This window comes from Streptomyces sp. NPDC030245, from assembly GCF_055572995.1.
The window spans coordinates 40,651-57,378 of the sequence record NZ_JBVICF010000013.1; the positions used below are offsets into that span (position 1 = coordinate 40,651).

Below are 16,728 nucleotides of genomic sequence, written 5' to 3' on the forward strand. Positions count from 1 at the left end.
CTTCTGTGTCGCACGCATCTTCGTTTCCCCCACAGCGCCCGCCGCTGCCCGCGCCCGGCCACATGGTCGTGTGCGGCGGTGACAACGTCCTGGCCCACCGGCTCGCCGCCGAGCTGCGCGGTGTCTACGGCGAACAGGTCGTCCTCGTCGTGCCGCCCGCGGGCCGCGGCGAGCCCAACAGGCCGACGGGGCGGGCCCGGACGACGGCGCTGATCGGACGTATCACCGCCGCCGTCTCGCGCACCACGGGGAACGGGAACGGAAACGGGGACGGTCCCGCCGAGAGCGGCGACGCGGCCGACCTGCCGCGGACCCTGGAGGCCGCCGACCTCACCGACGACGTGCTGGCCGAAGCGGGCATACCGCAGGCCGCCGCGCTCGCGCTCATGCACGACGACGACGAGACCAACATCCGCACGGCGCTGGCGGCCCGCAGGCTCAACCCCCGGCTGCGCCTGGTGATCCGGCTGTACAACCGCAAGCTCGGGCAGCACGTGGAGGAGCTGCTCGACCAGGCGGCCGCCGTGGCGGGCCTCGCCACCACCGACGCCAGCGTCACCGTCCTGTCCGACGCGGACACCGCGGCCCCGGCCCTCGCGGCCACCGCGGTCGCCGGTACCAGCAAGGTCGTGCACGCCGACGGGCTGCTGCTGCGCGCGGTGGAGCGGACCCCGCCGGCGCCCGGCGAGGTGGCGCCGCGCGGCCTCGCGACCCTCGCGCTGCTCTCGGCCACCGCCAACGACCCGGCGGGCGCGGAGGGTTCGGACGACGCGGCCGTCGGCGCGGGGCCCCGGCTGCTGCCGGACGACGACGCCGTCGCCGCGGCTCCCGGGCGGGGCGCGCTGGTCCTGGAGACCGTCTCCTACTCGGGTGCCACGCCGCCGCCCGGCTTCCTCGCGGGGCGCGGCGTGCCGCTGCGGGAGCTGTTCTCGCGGCGGCTGCGCTGGTCGGTGGCCGGGTTCGCGGCGGCCGTGGTCGGCATGGCCATCGCGTCGATCGTCACCACCGAGGACACCACCCCGCTGCACGCCACGTATCTGACGCTCCTGGACCTCTTCTCGATCAACGACCCGGCGACCGACGGGCCGATGAGCCGGCAGATCCTCCAGCTCCTCGCCGGCCTGGTCGGGCTGCTGCTCCTGCCGATCCTGTTCGCCGCCGTCCTGGAGGCGCTCGGCACCTTCCGCACCGCGTCGTCGCTGCGCCGCCCGCCGCGCGGCCTCTCGGGCCACGTCGTCCTGCTCGGCCTCGGCAAGATCGGCACGCGGGTCCTCGCCCGGCTGCGCGAGCTGGACATCCCGGTGGTGTGCGTGGAGGCCGACCCGGAGGCGCGCGGCATCTCCCTGGCCCGGCGGCTGCGGGTGCCGACCGTCATCGGCGACGTGACGGAGGAGGGTGTCCTGGAGGCGGCCAAGGTGCACCGCGCGCACGCCCTGCTCGCGCTGACCAGCGCGGACACCATCAACCTCGAAGCGGCCCTGTACGCACGGTCGGTGAGGCCCGATCTGCGGGTGGCGCTGCGGTTGTACGACGACGAGTTCGCGACCGCCGTCTACCGCACCCTGCGCGCCGCGCACCCCGGCGCCCTCACCCGCAGCCGCAGCGTGTCCGCGCTCGCCGCGCCCGCGTTCGCCGGGGCGATGATGGGCCGGCAGATCCTCGGGGCGCTGCCCGTCGAGCGCTCGGTGCTGCTCTTCGCGGCGCTCGACGTGTCGTTGCGGCCGCAGCTGACGGGCCGCAGAGTCGCCGAGGTGTTCCGGCCGGGGTGCTGGCGCGTCGTGGCCCTGGAGCGCGCGTCCGGGCAGGGGCCCGGCCTGTCGTCGGGCCTGGAGTGGGAGCTCGACCCGGAGTACGAACTGCGCCCCGAGGACCGCGTCGTGCTCGCGGCGACCCGGCAGGGCCTGGCCGAGCTCCTCGCCCGCAGACCGCTTCCCGCCCCGTCCTGACGGGCCCGCCCGTCACCCCTCGACGGGCGGCACCGGCAGGATCTGCCGCAGATGCGGATCGGGGTGGAAGTCCCTGCGCCACTCGCGCGGGTAGCCGACGGACGCCTCGATGTGCGGCACCCCGTCGTGCACGGTGGTGCGCGGGATGTGCAGGTGGCCGTAGACGACGGCGGCCGCCTCGTACTTCACGTGCCAGTCGGCGGTGCGCTCGGTGCCGCACCACAGGGCGAACTCGGGGTAGCGCAGGATCCGCAGGGGTTCGCGGATCAGCGGCCAGTGGTTGATGAGGATCGTGGGCATGCCGGCGGGCCGCTCGGCGAGCCGCTCCTCGGTGTGCTTGACGCGGGCGCGCGACCAGTCGTCGCGGGTCGCGTACGGGTCGGGGTGCAGGAAGTACTCGTCGGTGCAGACGACGCCCGCCTCGTGGGCGACCTTCAACGCCTCTTCCTTGTCGTGGGTGCCCTCGGGCCGGAAGGTGTAGTCGTAGAGCAGGAAGAGCGGGGCGACGAGGACCGGGCCGCCCGGTCCGCGCCACACGGGGTAGGGGTCCTCCGGGGTGACGACCCCCAACTCGCGGCAGAGCGCGACCAGATGCTGGTACCGCTCCTCGCCGCGGAGCTGGACCGGGTCGTCCTTCGGCGTCCACAGTTCGTGGTTGCCCGGCGACCACACCACCTTGGCGAAGCGGCCGGCGAGCGTGCGCAGCGCCCACTCGATGTCGGCCATGCGCTCGGCGACGTCACCGGCGACGATCAGCCAGTCCCCGTCGGTGCGGGGCCGGATGGTCTCGACGTACTTCCTGTTCTCCGCGTAGGCCACGTGCAGGTCGCTGATCGCGAGCAGCTGGGGAGTCTTCTCGGATGCCATCACCGTGTGAGGCTAACCGAGCCGGTGGTGATCGTCCTCCCCCCGCTGGATCGCGAGGTACTCCTCCGGTGTCGCCTTCGGCACCTGCGCCTTGGGGCCGTACATCGCGTCGGCCAGGCGGGCGCGGAGGCGTTCGGACATCCGCACCTTGCGGGTCACTCCGTTGGCGTCGGTCACCGGGCCGATCCGGTAGGGCACGGGCTGTTCGTGGGCGGTCAGCCGGAACAGCTCGGCCTGCGTGAGCGGTTCGTGGACCTCGACGTACTCGCCGTGCGGGAGGCGTTTGACGGTGCCGGTCTCCCGGCCGTGCAGCACCTTCTCGTGGTCCCTGCGCTGGAGCCCGAGGCAGATCCGGTGCGTGACGACGAACGCGAGGACGGGCACGACGAAGGAGCCGATCCGCACGAACCAGGTGAGCGCGTTGATGGAGAGGTGGAAGTGGGTGGCCCAGATGTCGTTGCCACCGCCGATCATCAGCACGCCGAACAGCGAGAGCCAGGCGACACCGAGACCGGTGCGCACCGGCGCGTTGCGCGGCCGGTCCGCGATGTGGTGCTCCCTCTTGTCGCCCTTGATCCACGCCTCGATGAACGGATAGACGCCGATCGCCAGGAGGATGAGCGGGAAGAGCGAGAAGGGAATGAAGACGCCCAGGTTGAGCGTGTGGCCCCAGGCGTTGATCTCCCAGGCGGGCATCACCCGGATCAGCCCCTCGGAGAAGCCGAGGTACCAGTCGGGTTGAGCGCCCGTCGAGACCAGGTCCGGGCGGTAGGGCCCGATCGCCCAGACCGGGTTGATCGAGGCGACCGCGCCCATGATCGCGAGCACGCCGAAGACGAGGAAGAAGAAGCCGCCGGCCTTGGCGATGTAGACGGGCAGGAACGGCGCCCCGACCACGTTCTTCTCGGTCCTGCCGGGCCCGGCGAACTGGGTGTGCTTGTGGTAGAAGACCAGGATCAGGTGGGCGACGACGAGCCCCAGCATGATGCCCGGCAGCAGCAGCACATGGATGGGATAGAACCGCGGGATGATGTCCTCCCCCGGGAACTCCCCGCCGAACAGGAAGAAGGAGAGGTACGTCCCGACGACGGGGACGGAGAGGATGGCGCCCTGCATGAAGCGGATGCCGGTGCCGGAGAGCATGTCGTCGGGGAGCGAGTAGCCGGTCAGGCCGGTGAGGATGCCGAGGAACAACAGGGTCCAGCCGAACAGCCAGTTGAGCTCGCGCGGCTTGCGGAACGCCCCGGTGAAGAACACCCGCATCATGTGCACGAGCATCCCGGCGACGAAGACGAGCGCGGCCCAGTGGTGGATCTGCCGGATCAGGAGGCCGCCGCGCACCTCCATGCTGAGGTCCACCGTGGATTCGTACGCCCGGGACACCATGATCCCCTTGAGCGGTACGTACGGCCCGTCGTAGACGACCTCCGACATGCTCGGGTCGAAGAAGAGGGTCAGATAGGTGCCGGTGAGGATCAGGATGATGAAGCTGTAGAGGCAGATCTCCCCGAACATGAACGACCAGTGGTCGGGGAAGATCTTGCGCATCTGGCTCTTGGCCAGGGTGTGGATGCCGAGGCGCCCGTCCGCCCAGTCGGCGACCCGCTCACCCTTGGTGCGCCGTACAGGTTGTGCATTGGTCCCGGTGCGCTCGATCTCGATGCGTCCGCTCATGCGACTCCCTTTCAGGCGGTTCCAGGGTAGGTCGCTTGTATGACGGATCCAACAGTCGCGGCTGTGACAAGTCAGTCCTGCGGGGTCAACCGGTGCAGCCGCAGCGCGAGTTGGATCTCCAGGGTGCGGGCGGGCGTGTTCCAGTCGTCGCCGAGGAGCCGCGCCACGCGTTCGAGCCGCTGCACGACCGTGTTCACGTGGACGTGCAGGGCCGTCTTGGCCTTGGTGAGGCTGCGGTCCTCACCGAAGTACGCCTCCAGGGTGCGCACGAGCTCGGTGCCGCGTGCGGCGTCGTAGTCGAGGACGGGGCCGAGCGTGGCCCGGACGTAGGCGCCCAGGTCGGCCTGTTCGCCGATGAGGAGCCCGACGAAGCCGAGGTCCGCGAGGGCCGCGCCGCGCCCGGTGTGGCCGAGCGCCCGCAGCGCGGAGAGGCACCGCAGGGCCTCGGCGTGGGCGGCGGGCAGCCCGGCGGGTCCCGGGGCGGGGCCCGCGGCGCCCACGGTGACCGGGGCGCCCACCGAGTGGCCCAGGGCGGCGGCGAGCGCCGGGGCGTCGGCGCCGGGGGCCTCGGCGGGGGTCACGATGACCACGTCGTCGTGGTGCAGTCCGGCGAGGCCGCTGTGGGTGCGGGCGGTGCGGTGCGCGGCGGCGAGCAGCCGCGGCCGGGGAGCGCTCTCGGTGTGGGCGACGAACACCGCGTGCGGGCGGTCGAGCCGGACGCCGAGGCGGCGGGCGCGGCTCGCGAGGCCCGCCGGGTCGCCGGCAGGGGCGAGCAGGTCGCCGAGGAGCTCGCCGCGCACCCGGTCCTCGGTCTCGGCGACCGACCGGCGAAGCAGCAGGAGCAGTGCGGTGACGACGCCCGCCCGCTCGAACAGCCGCCGGTCGGTGTCGGCGAGTTCGGGGCGGCCGGTCAGGGCGATGCTGCCGAGGAGTTCGGGTCCGGCGAGGACCGCGCACACCCAGGTGCCGTCCTGCGGGACGGCGCGGCCGCTGGCGCGCGAGGCGGCCACGGCGGGGGCGGGCGGCGGCAGGGGGCCGGTGCCGGTGCGGGCCAGTTCGACGCCGTCGGCGTCGTGGATGAGGACGCCGCCGTCGAGGAGGGCGGCGATGCCGTCGGCGACCTCCTCGGAGCCGCCGCCGCGCAGCACGAGGTCGGTGAGCTGGTCGTGGGCCTGTTCGGCGCGGCGCATGGCCCTGCTGTGGGCGCGGATGGTCTCGGTGGCGGCGTTGAGGTCGACGAGTGCGGCGCGGGTCTCCTCCAGGAGGCGGGCGCCGTCGATGGCGATGGCGGCGTGGTCGGCGAGGGAGGAGAGCAGCACGATCTCCTCCGTGGCGAAGTCGCGGGCCGCGCGGTCGGCGGCGTACAGCACGCCGATGACGCGCGCGCCGAGCCGCAGCGGCACGCCGAGGATGGCCCGCAGCCCCTCCTGACGGACGGCGCTGTCGATGGCGTCGGTGTGGTGGAAGCGGGGGTCCTGCTGGTAGTCGCCGGTGACGTAGGGGCGGGCGGTCTGGGCGACGAGGCCGCCGAGCCCCTCGCCCATGCCGAGCCGCAGCTGCTGGAAGGCGGCGGCGACACTGCCGTCGGTGACCCGCATGTAGGTGTCGCCCGCCGCCTCGTCGTTGAGCGAGAGGTACGTGACGTCCGTGCCGAGGAGCAGTTTGGCGCGCCGCACGATGGCGCGCAGCACGGCGTCCGGGTCGCGGAGCGCGGCCAGGTCGCTCGCGGTGTCGAAGAGGGCGGTGAGCTCGGCCTCGCGGCGGCGGTGCGTGGACAGGGTGCGGTGGATGCGCAGGGCGACGTCGGTGGCCTCGTCGAGCGCGGCGAGGTGGCCGGGTGCGGCGCCGGCCTCGCGGGCGCGGGCGGCGGGGCGCGCGAACTCCTCGGCGGGCGCGCCCCGGTCGAGGAGGTCGAGCAGGGTGCGCAGGCCCGCCTGGGGTTCGGCGTGGTCCGCGCCCTCGGTGGTGGGGAGCATGGGGCGATGGTCTCCCGGCGGGGTGGGTACGGTCGATGGCCTGCCCCGGATACGTGGGAGGGGCAGGCCGTGACGGGGAGGGACAGCCGCCATGACCTGCCCCCAGGGCAGGCCGTCGCGGAGGGGGGTCAGCCGCCGAGCGGTACGGAGCCCTCGTGCTCGGGCAGCGGGTGCGGGGCGGGTCCGCCGGTCTCGTCCGCGGCCAGGTCCCGCCCCCTGGTCTCCCTGGCGAAGCACACGGTCACCGCGGTGACGAGGGCGGCTGCGGACAGGTAGAGGGCGACGGGCAGGGCCGAGTCGTAGTCCTTGAGCAGTTCGACGGCGATGATCGGGGCGAGCGCCCCGCCGATGATGGAGGCGAGCTGGGAGCCCATCGAGGCGCCGGAGTAGCGGACCTTGGTGTCGAACATCTCGGAGATGAACGCGGCCTGGGGTCCGTACATCGCGCCGTGGAAGAGCAGCCCGACGGTGACGGCGAGCGCGATGACCGGGAAGGAGCGGGAGTCGACCAGGGCGAAGAAGGCGAAGGCCCAGCCGGCCATGCCGAGGGCGCCGATCAGGGTGACCGGGCGGCGTCCGACGCGGTCGGAGAGCGCGCCCCACAGGGGGATGGTGACGAAGTGGAAGGCGGAGCCGATGAGCACCGCGTTGAGGGCGTCGCTCTTGGGCAGGTCGAGGTGGACGGTGACGTAGACGAGGACGAAGGCCGTGAGGATGTAGTAGGAGATGTTCTCGCCGAAGCGGACGCCGATGGCGGTGAGCACCTCGCGCCGGCTCGTGCGGAACACCTCGACCGCGGGCGGCTTCTCCCGCTCCCCCGCCGCGGCGGCGGCCGCCGCCTTCTCCTGCGCCGCGAGGAAGACCGGTGACTCGCTGACAGAGATGCGGATCCACAGGCCGATCATCACGAGCACCCCGGAGAGCAGGAAGGGCACGCGCCAGCCCCAGGCGAGGAAGGCCTCGTCGGACTGGACGGCGGCGAGCAGCGCGAGCACTCCGGTGGCCAGCAGGTTGCCGCCGGGCGCGCCGGCCTGCGGCCAGGAGGCCCAGAAGCCGCGGTTCTTGTCGCCGCCGTGCTCGGAGACGAGGAGGACGGCACCGCCCCACTCGCCGCCGAGGGCGAAGCCCTGCACGAGGCGGAGCACGGTGAGCAGGACGGGCGCGCCGACGCCGATGGTCGCGTGGGTGGGGAGGAGGCCCATCGCGAAGGTGGCGCCGCCCATCATCAGCAGGCTGATGACGAGCAGCCTCTTGCGGCCGAGCCGGTCGCCGTAGTGCCCGAAGACGAGGCCGCCGAGGGGGCGTGCCGCGAAGCCCACCGCGTAGGTGAGGAACGAGAGCAGCGTGCCGACCAGGGGGTCGCTCGACGGGAAGAAGAGGCTGTTGAAGACCAGCGCGGCCGCCGAGCCGTAGAGGAAGAAGTCGTACCACTCGATGGTGGTGCCGACGAGGCTCGCCGCCACGATCCGGACGATTCCGGTGCGGGCGGGTGGGGCGGTTCCTTGCGAGGCCATGTGCACCACTTCCAGTCATTCCGCGGGGACGCTTCCGTACCGGCACAAGGTAGGAAACCGCAGATCAGTGGCGTATATGGCGGAGCACCATGGTTGTGCCGCCGGTGGTGTGAGCGGCCGACACGAGGGGGGCGAGATCGGACAGAAGTTACTTTTAGGTATGGCGTGACTTCCCCTGCCGGCAGCAGTAGAACTCGTTTCGATTCAGCCATGAGTGAGGAAGGTCACATGAGTACTACACCCAAGCCCAGCGCCCCACCTGATGGGGTGTCACGTCGAAGATTTCTCGCAGGAACAGGTTCCATTCTCGGTGCCGCCGCACTCACGGCCCGTACCGTACCGGCCCGCGCGCTCGACGCCGCCCGCGTCCCTGCCCTGGTGATCGGCACCGGGTACGGCGGCTCCGTGGCCGCCCTGCGGCTCGCCGAGGCCGGCGTCGACGTGCACATGGTCGAGATGGGCATGGCCTGGGACACCCCCGGCTCCGACGGCAGGATATTCGCCAACACCACGAGCCCGGACGTCCGTTCCTACTGGCTGCGCACCAAAACCAAGCAGCCCCTCAGCAACTTCCTCGGCTTCCCGCTCGACAAGGCCGTCCCGCGCCACACCGGGATCCTGGACGCCGAGGAGTTCGGCGGCATCACCGTCTACCAGGGGCGCGGCGTCGGCGGCGGCTCACTGGTCAACGGCGGCATGGCGGTCACGCCACGGCGCGAGCACTTCGCCGCCGTCCTGCCCACGGTCGACGCGGGCGAGATGTACGGCACGTACTACCCGCGCGCCAACGCCGCCCTCGGCGTGAGCACCATCGACCCCGACTGGTTCGAGACGGCCGAGTGCTACCAGTACGCCCGCGTCGGCCGCAAGCACGCCCAGCGCTCCGGCTTCGGGTTCGTCTTCGTGCCCGACGTCTACGACTGGGAGTACATGAAGAAGGAGGCCGCGGGCACGGTCCCCAAGTCCGCGCTCGCGGGCGAGATCCTCTACGGCAACAACCACGGCAAGAAGTCCCTCCAGCAGACCTACCTGGCCCGCGCCAGGGCGACCGGCCGGGTCACCGTCTCACCGCTCCACAAGGTCACCTCGGTCGCCCCGGCGTCCGGCGGCGGCTACACCGTCACCATCGACCGGATCGACACCAGCGGTGCCACCACCGCCACCACGTCCGTCACCGCCGACCGCGTCTTCTTCGCCGCGGGCAGCGTCGGCACCAGCAAGCTCCTCGTCAAGCTGAAGGCCACGGGCGCCCTGCCCCGCCTCAACGGCGAGGTCGGCAGGGGCTGGGGCGACAACGGCAACGTCATGTGCGGCCGCGCCAACCACATGTGGGACGCGACGGGAAAGCTCCAGTCGTCCATCCCCACGGCCGGCATCGACAACTGGGCCGCGGGCGGCGCCTTCGCCGAGGTCGCGCCGCTGCCCACCGGCATCGAGACGTACGCCTCCTTCTACCTGTCGATCACGAAGAACCCGCACCGCGCCGAGTTCACCTGGAACCCGGCCGCGGACCGGGCCGAGCTGAACTGGCAGACCGCCTGGAAGCAGCCGTCGATCGACGCGGCCAGAACCATCTTCGACAAGATCAACGCCAAGGAGGGGACGATCTACCGGACCGACCTCTTCGGCACGTACAAGATCTGGGGCGACCACCTCACGTACCACCCGCTCGGCGGCGCGGTGCTCGGCAGGGCCACCGACAACTACGGGCGCCTGCACGGCCATCCGGGGCTGTACGTCATCGACGGCGCCCTGATCCCCGGCAACACCAGCGTCAACCCGTTCGTCACGATCACCGCCCTCGCGGAACGCAACATCGAGCAGATCATCACCGCCGACCTGTGAAGCGTCACGGTTTGGGCAGTACACACACCGTGTCGAGGCCGAGCACGTGATTGAGCCGGCCGAAGGCGAGCCACGAACCGATGCTCATGCTCAGCTCCACGATCTCGGCCTGGCTGTAGTGCGCGGTCATCCGCGCCCAGAACGCGTCGTCGAGGTTGTGGTGGTCCAGGGCGTACCGTTCGGCGTACTCCGCGGCCAGCCTCGTGCGGTCGTCGAAGGCGTCAGTGGTGCGCCACTGGGTCACGGCGTCGGCGAAGCCGTCCTCGACCTTGTGCCCGTCGCGCTCGGTGCGCCAGTCCAGGCAGAACAGACAGCCGTTGATCTGGGCGACGCGGAGCCGCGCCGCCTCGAACTCCCGCAGCCCCAGGGTGGTATGGGCGTACACGGCGAGCGAGAAGTTCGACGCGGCCGCCCCGATGCCGGGCACCAGGTCGCCCCACACGTACGGGATCGCGTCCTGGCCCTCGGGGATGTCGATGCGCAGGGGTCCGCTCACGGGTCACTTCCTTCCGAGTCGGCCGGCTGCCGGACGCAGCGGGACGTCGAGCGCGTCGTAGAGCCCCGGTTCGGCGTTCACGAGCCAGTCGACGGCGTTCACCAGACGGCCCACCGCCGTGGCGTTGCCGCCCGCCGACCGGTTCTCGTCCTCGTCGGTGGCCTCGACCGTGACCTCGACGCGCGGACGGCCCTCGACGATCACCCGGTGGGCGCCGTCACCCCCGTCGGGCGGGCTCGGCCAGTCCGGCGCGCACGACGGGTGGATGCGGGTGACGTGCTCGATGACGAGACGCGGTACTCCCTCGACGGTGCCCCGTACCTCGAAGCGCACGGCTCCCTGGGTGCCCGCCGCGAACTCCCCCATCGTCCGCGTGCGCACCGCCTCGTCGAGCGCCCGGCGCTCCAACGTCTCGTCGACGTCGTCGAGTTGTACGTCGAGGGCTCGGGCCAGCAGCCTGATCTGGCCGCCCCACACCATGGTCGGGACCGAGGGCGCGAGCATCGGCGGCTCGTACTCCATCGGATGCCCCATGCCGATCAGATGGCGGACCGAGTCCTCCTGGTCGTACGTCGAGTAGTCGAAGATCTCCTGGCAGCGGATCGCTTCGACGGTCGAGCCGAGCCCGCTCACCAGCAACGGCAGGACGTCGTTGGCCCAGCCGGGGTCCACGCCGGAGACGAAGAGCGAGCCGCCGCCCTCCGCGACGGCCGCGAGCACCGGGTCCCTGAACTCCGCGGGCGCGCCGAGCCGGTCGTAGAGCGCGTACAGCGCGGGCGTGACGACCACGGCACCGGCCCGCACCGCCCTGACGACATCGGCGAGCGCGTCGTCGGGGCGCAGATCGCCGGAGGCCGCGTACACCACGGCGCGCGGCCGGGCAGCGAGGACCGCCCCGACGTCGTCCGAGGCCGACACACCCAACGCCCGCCCCAGCCCCGCCAGTTCGCCCGCGTCGCGGCCGGTCTTCGCGGGGTCGTGCACGAGCACGCCCGCGAGCGTCAGCCCGGGATGGGCCTCGACGGCACGGACGGCCGCACGGCCGACATTGCCGGTCCCCCAGACCACCGTGGGAATCATGCGCGGAGGGTAGCGAGGGGCGGCGACGGTTGACAGAGGCGCGGCCCGAGAAGAAAAGAAACGTCCCCTTCCACGCCTCTCCGAAGTCATGTACCGCCGGTACGCTTTACGCATGCTCCTGGGGCGTTCGGCGGAATGCGCTCGTCTTCTCGCTCTCATCGACAAGGCACGCGGGGGCGAGAGCAGCGCCCTGCTCATCCGCGGGGAAGCAGGCATCGGCAAGACCAGTCTCGTGGGTTACGTCGCCGAGCAGGCCGACGACCTGCTGCGGCTCGGCACCCGCGGCGTAGAGGTCGAGTCCGACCTGCCCTACGTGGGCCTCGCCGACCTGCTCCGGCCCGTCCTGCACTTCCTCGACCGCATCCCGGAGCGGCAGGCCGCCGCGCTCACCGGCGCGCTCGCGCTCGGACCCGCCGTCGCCCAGGACCGGTTCGCGGTGGCCGCGGGCACACTCAGCCTGCTCGGCGCGCTCGCCGAGGACGGCCCGGTCCTCGTCACCGTCGACGACGCGCACTGGCTCGACCCGTACTCCCTGGACGCGCTCGCCTTCGCCACCCGCAGGCTGGGCCGCGAGGGCGTCGTCGTCCTGTTCACCGCACGCGACGAGTCGGAGGAGGCGGTGTCCCGGCTCGCCTCCGTCGAGACGTTCACCCTCACCGGCCTCGACCCCGACTCCGCGCACCGGCTGATCGCCGAGGAGGGCACCGCCGAACTCACCGAGCAGGAGGCGGCCCGGCTCCTCGCGGAGGCGCGCGGCAACCCCCTCGCCCTCATCGAACTCCCCGCCCTCCTCGCGGGCAGCGGCGCCGGGGACGACGACGGCGAAGGCTCCGGAGCGCCCCTGCCCATCGGCGAGATGCTGGCCCACACCTTCGGCAGCGCCGTGGCCCGGCTGCCCGCGGAGGCACAGGACGCCATGCTGCTGCTCGCCGTCCTCGGCACCCGGCCGCTCGCGGGCACCGAAGCCGCGCTGCGGGCCCACGGACTCAGCTACGAATCCCTGGAGGCCGCGGAGGAAGCCGGCCTGGTCGTCGAGGAGCGCGACGGATACGCCTTCCGGCACCCGCTGGTGCGCTCGGCGGTCTACCACGGCGCGACACCCGTGCGCAGGCGCCGCGCCCACCACGCCATCGCCCGCTCCCTGCAAGGAGCGACCGCGCCCGCCCTTGAGCAGTACGCCTGGCACCTGGCCGCCTCGGGCGCCGAACCGGACGAACACGTGGCGTCCCTCCTGGAGAACGCCGCGTCGGGAGCCCCCGAAACCCTCGCCTACCCGCTGGCCTCCCGGCTGTACGAGCGGGCCGCGCGCTTCACCCCGGCGGGGCAGCACAAGGCGGAGCGGCTGCTGTGCGCGGCCCGCGCCTCCCAGGCGGCCGGGTCGCTGAACGAGGCGGCCACCATCCTGGACCGCGCCCTGGAACACGCCGAACAGCTCGGCACCCAGCTCGACATCCGGCAGCTGCGCTGCTACCTGGACGTGCAGCGCGGCCGCCCGACCCGCTCGCGCGAACTGCTCAGGTCCACCGCCGACGAGGCGGAGAAGGTCGACCCGGCGCTCGCCGCGATCATGCTCGGCGGCATCGCGCTCACCGAGCTCGCCGTCGGCGACCTCACCGCCGCCCGCGGCACCTCCGCCGCGGCGATGGACCTCGCCGACTCCGCGCACGAGACGCTGCTGCCCGTACGCCTCCTGCGCACCCTGGTGCTGCTGCTCGGCGGCGACGCGGAGGCGGGCCGCGCGCTCCTGCGCGAGCTGGCGGAGCCCCTCGCGTCGCCCGACCCCGCCTTCCCCTACCCGCTCGCCGGGGTGGGCGGCCTGTGCCACCTCGCGGCCGAGGAGCTGGACGAGGCGCACACCATGCTGGACCGGGCCGCCTACACCGCGCGGAGCTCCAGCGCGGTGGGGCTGCTCTCGCACCTCCTGTGCACGTTGTCGGTCGTCGAGTACTGGCGGGGCCGCTGGACGACGTCGCTCGCCCACGCCGACGAGGCGGTGCGGCTCGCCGAGGCCAGCGGCCAGCTGATCGAGGTGGCGCGCGGCCTGCCCGCCCTGGTCAAGACAGAGGCCGTCCTCAACCGCGAGGAGGACTGCCGGCGGCACGCTGCGCAGGCCATGGAGTGGGCCGCCTCCACCGAGCTCCAGATGGATGCGGCACGCGCGCTCGGCGGGCTCGGCCTGCTGGAGCTGGGCCTCGGCCGTTTCGAGGAGGCCGTGCACCACCTGGAGGAGGTGCGGGCCTTCTCGCAGCGGCACGGGCGGGGCGACGGCCTGTATCTGACGTGGGCGGCCGACCTCGCCGACGCGTACGTCCACCTGCACAGGACCGACGAGGCGCGCGAGGTCCTCGACGTCCTGGAGTACGAGGCGGGGCGCGGCCACCGGCCCGTCACCGCGGGTGCGGCGGCCCGCTGCCGCGGGCTGCTCGAACCGGGCGATCCGGAGACGGCGTCACGGCACATGCGGCGCTCCCTGGCCCTGCTCTCCGAGCGTCCGGTCCCCTTCGAGCGGGGGCGGACCGAGTTCGCGTGGGGCGAGCAGCTGCGCAGGCAGGGGCGGCGCAGCGAGGCACGGCGCCTCCTGGAGCGGGCGCTCGCCACGTTCGAACGGCTCGGCGCGGCCGGGTGGGCGGCACGCGTGGCGGCCGAGCTGCACGCCGCGGGCGGCACCGAAGTGCGGCCGGAGCGGGCGCCGCTGGAGCGGCTGACGCCGCAGGAGTTGCAGGTCGCGCTGGTGGTCGGCCGGGGTCTGACGAACCACGAGGTGGCGGAGCGGCTCTTCCTGAGCGTGAAAACCGTCGAGTTCCACCTCAGCAACATCTACCGCAAGCTCGACGGAGTGCACCGCAGGGCGCAGCTGGTGCGACTGCTCGCCCAGGCCTCGGAGGTCTCGGGGGTCTGACCGCCCGCCTGCCGCGCCGCCGGTCACGGCGGACCGGGCGGAAGGAGACCGGCCGCGGCGAACGCCTCGGTGGCGCCCGGGAGTTCGAGGACTCCGGCGTCACGGAAGAGCCGGACGGTGCGGGTCGCGGCGGACCGGAGCGCGGCCTCGCTGCGCCGGGTGCGGTAGCTGTCCTCGATGACCTGCCGCACGGCGTCGGCGCGGAGCCCCGCCACGGTCAGCGCGGCGCCCACCGGCCGCAGGTCGGGCGCGACACCGGCGACGATCAGCTCGGGCAGCGAGCGGGCCGCGCGCCGCTTCAGCGGCACCGGCAGGCCCTCCCACAGCCGTTCGAAGAAGCGGGAGAAGTACACGTGGTGGTGGTCCTCGTCCCGCGCGTGGTCGCGGACGACGTCGCGCACGACGGGCAGCACCGAACGGTCACCGGGGAGTTCGTTCAGGGCCGGCGTGACGAGCGTCTCGAAGACGACGACCTGGAGCAGCTGCGCCAACAGCGGCTCCCCGGGCAGAAGTTCCGAACCGATGCCGTCGAGCTGGCGCAGGAACGGGTCGAAGGCGTAGGGCAGCGGCGGGATGCCGGTCGCCTCGGCGAGCTGCTCGACGAGGTCGAGGCTGAAGAGGGCGTGGTAGCCCTCGTCGCAGTAGATGCGGTACGCGTCCAGGCGCACCGCGGCGGGCAGCGCGAGCCCGGTGCGGCCGTCCGCTATGCGCTCGGTGGCGCGGTTGACCACGCGGGTCTCGAAGTGGGCCGTGAACGTCAGGTAGTGGTAGAGGTGCCGGGCCAGGAGTTCGTGGCGGCGCCGGTCGGGCAGGGCACGGACCAGCGGGTGGCTCCAGTACGGCACCAGGCGGGGCGGGAAGAGCCTGGTCGCGGGGTCGAGGGGGCCCGCGACGGTGCGGTGGGGGCCGCTGCGCACACCCGACCGCTCGTACCAGTCGGCACCGGCGTCGGTACCGGTGCCGGGATCGGCGTCGCTGTCGGCGCCGGTGCCGGTTTCCGCGTCGCTGTCGGCGCCGGTTGCCGCGCCGGTGCCGGTTTCCGCGTCGGGCTCGCTGTTCGTCATCTCTTCTCTGATGTCGGCTCTTCTCTCAGGAAGCGGCTCGTCCGTCGGGCGCCACGGTCAACGGCCGTGCTGTCAGGCGTACTTGATCGGCCGCCGCGTCCAGCCGTGCGGCACATTCGGCGGGCGTGCCAGCCTCGCACAGGACGTAGGCGTACCGCTGGAGATGGTCCAAAGGTGGCATGCCGCGCTCGTCCCCGGGCGCCGCGAGGGCCACGGACCGCAGCAGTCCCTTGGCCGCGTCGGCCTCGGGTACGGTCACGTGTTCCACCTTGCAGTGCTCTTGCGGGTGGAGGAAGCGGATGCCGGCGGTGCGGGTCCGGTCGGGCGTGAGGCGGGGCGGGACGCGCAGGGCGACGTCCACGGCCACCAGGCCCGGGTCGATGCCCGTCGCCAGGAACCCGAGGTACGGGACGAGGTCCCCGCCGAGCCGGCCGTTCACCTCGACGACGGCGAACCCCCGTGGCGTCAGGCGGACTTGGGTGTGCGTCATGGTGTCGTCGACGCCGAGCACGCGGTGGGTCTCGGCGAGCACCCAGCGCAGCGCCGGGTCGCCCAGGAGCGGGTCGTCGGCGCTCACCAGGTGGCCGGTCTCCTCGAAGTACGGGGAGAGGGCGCCCTCCTTGCCGGAGAGCCTGCGGGCCAGGAAGAGGGGCGTGTAGCGGCCTGCGTGGACCACGCCGTCGACGCTGATCTCCGGCCCGTCCAGATACTCCTCCACGAGGATGCCCACGCGGTACGTCGGGACGCCCGGCCAGTGCGCCGCCCGCGCCTGGTCGAACAACCCCCGGAGTTCGGCCGCCGAGCGGACCAGTGCGACGCCCCGGCCGGCGCCGAGGCCGCGCGGCTTGACCACCACGGGATAGCCGATCCAGTCGGCCGCGGCGGCCGCCTCCGCGAGGTCGGCGACCACGGCGTGCCGGGGCTGCGGGAGCCCGGCGTCGCGCAGCAGGGCGCGGGTGCGGTGCTTGTCGCGGCAGTTGCGCACGGCGGTCAGGGACGGCCCCGGCACGTCGAGGGCCTCGGCGAGCCGGGCCGCGGGCAGGATCAGCGCCTCCTCGTGGCAGAGGACGCCGCGCGCCTTCCGGGTCTCCGTGACCGCGCGGGCCGCGCGGATCAGGGCGTGCGGGTCACCGGGGTCGAGCTCGGTCGAGCCGGTGAGGTACGGGGCCTGCCAGGTGGGCGCCGCCGCGTCGAGCAGCCAGAGGTCGGCGCGGAGCGCGGCCGACCGCAGCAGGTGCTCGCGGTACTCCTGGGTGCCGCTGCCGACCACCAGGACGGTGCCGGCCACTCGGTCCACTCCGGCCGCCCCGGTATCTCCAACGCCCCCCGTGGCCATGTACTCCTCGGCGGGCCTCATCGGCCCTCCT

Annotated in this window: 11 protein-coding genes; 3 read left to right on the forward strand and 8 right to left on the reverse strand. The window is 72.9% G+C overall.

Annotated features, from left to right (window positions below; all coding sequences use genetic code 11):
• Window positions 1-62: 62 nt before the first annotated feature.
• A complete protein-coding gene (locus tag ACZ4Z4_RS30550) occupies window positions 63-1,946 on the forward strand; it encodes a potassium channel family protein (protein WP_468334925.1) in 1,884 nt (627 codons plus the stop codon).
• A 12-nt stretch (window positions 1,947-1,958) separates the two neighbouring features.
• Here ACZ4Z4_RS30550 and ACZ4Z4_RS30555 read toward each other — a convergent pair whose 3' ends face one another.
• From ACZ4Z4_RS30555 to ACZ4Z4_RS30570, 4 genes are all read right to left on the reverse strand, one after another.
• Complete coding sequence (locus ACZ4Z4_RS30555; protein ID WP_468334356.1) at window positions 1,959-2,813, reverse strand: metallophosphoesterase family protein; 855 nt, start codon at window positions 2,811-2,813, stop codon at window positions 1,959-1,961.
• Between the two features lie 12 nt (window positions 2,814-2,825).
• Window positions 2,826-4,487, reverse strand: coding sequence for a cytochrome bc1 complex cytochrome b subunit (gene qcrB, locus ACZ4Z4_RS30560; RefSeq protein WP_468334359.1), 1,662 nt, complete (start codon window positions 4,485-4,487; stop codon window positions 2,826-2,828).
• Window positions 4,488-4,558: 71 nt separating this feature from the next.
• The gene (locus ACZ4Z4_RS30565) at window positions 4,559-6,463 is read right to left on the reverse strand and encodes a helix-turn-helix domain-containing protein (protein WP_468334361.1); all 1,905 of its coding nucleotides are present in this window, start codon (window positions 6,461-6,463) and stop codon (window positions 4,559-4,561) included.
• Window positions 6,464-6,591: 128 nt separating this feature from the next.
• Entirely contained in the window at window positions 6,592-7,977 is a 1,386-nt protein-coding gene (locus ACZ4Z4_RS30570; protein ID WP_468334364.1) for an MFS transporter, read from the reverse strand.
• A 228-nt stretch (window positions 7,978-8,205) separates the two neighbouring features.
• On the opposite strand from ACZ4Z4_RS30570, the gene ACZ4Z4_RS30575 reads away from it, so the two are divergent.
• A complete protein-coding gene (locus ACZ4Z4_RS30575) occupies window positions 8,206-9,822 on the forward strand; it encodes a GMC oxidoreductase (protein ID WP_468334367.1) in 1,617 nt (538 codons plus the stop codon).
• Window positions 9,823-9,826: 4 nt separating this feature from the next.
• On the opposite strand, the gene ACZ4Z4_RS30580 is transcribed toward ACZ4Z4_RS30575, so the two are convergent.
• Window positions 9,827-10,306, reverse strand: coding sequence for a carboxymuconolactone decarboxylase family protein (locus ACZ4Z4_RS30580; RefSeq protein ID WP_468334928.1), 480 nt, complete (start codon window positions 10,304-10,306; stop codon window positions 9,827-9,829).
• 15 nt (window positions 10,307-10,321) lie between these two features.
• Window positions 10,322-11,398, reverse strand: coding sequence for an NAD(P)H-dependent amine dehydrogenase family protein (locus ACZ4Z4_RS30585; RefSeq protein ID WP_468334370.1), 1,077 nt, complete (start codon window positions 11,396-11,398; stop codon window positions 10,322-10,324).
• 112 nt (window positions 11,399-11,510) lie between these two features.
• Here ACZ4Z4_RS30585 and ACZ4Z4_RS30590 point away from each other — a divergent pair, with 112 nt between their 5' ends.
• Window positions 11,511-14,297 carry a helix-turn-helix transcriptional regulator gene (locus ACZ4Z4_RS30590; RefSeq protein ID WP_468334373.1) on the forward strand — a complete coding sequence of 929 codons (2,787 nt, stop codon included), beginning with the start codon at window positions 11,511-11,513 and terminating at the stop codon, window positions 14,295-14,297.
• A gap of 23 nt (window positions 14,298-14,320) precedes the next feature.
• On the opposite strand, the gene ACZ4Z4_RS30595 is transcribed toward ACZ4Z4_RS30590, so the two are convergent.
• Both ACZ4Z4_RS30595 and ACZ4Z4_RS30600 read right to left on the reverse strand, forming a co-directional pair.
• On the reverse strand, window positions 14,321-15,361 hold the full coding sequence (locus ACZ4Z4_RS30595; protein ID WP_468334376.1) for a diiron oxygenase: 1,041 nt from the start codon (window positions 15,359-15,361) through the stop codon (window positions 14,321-14,323).
• Window positions 15,362-15,386: 25 nt separating this feature from the next.
• Window positions 15,387-16,649: an ATP-grasp domain-containing protein gene (locus ACZ4Z4_RS30600; protein ID WP_468334378.1), complete on the reverse strand. Its 1,263-nt coding sequence runs from the start codon at window positions 16,647-16,649 to the stop codon at window positions 15,387-15,389.
• Between the last annotated feature and the right edge of the window lie 79 nt (window positions 16,650-16,728).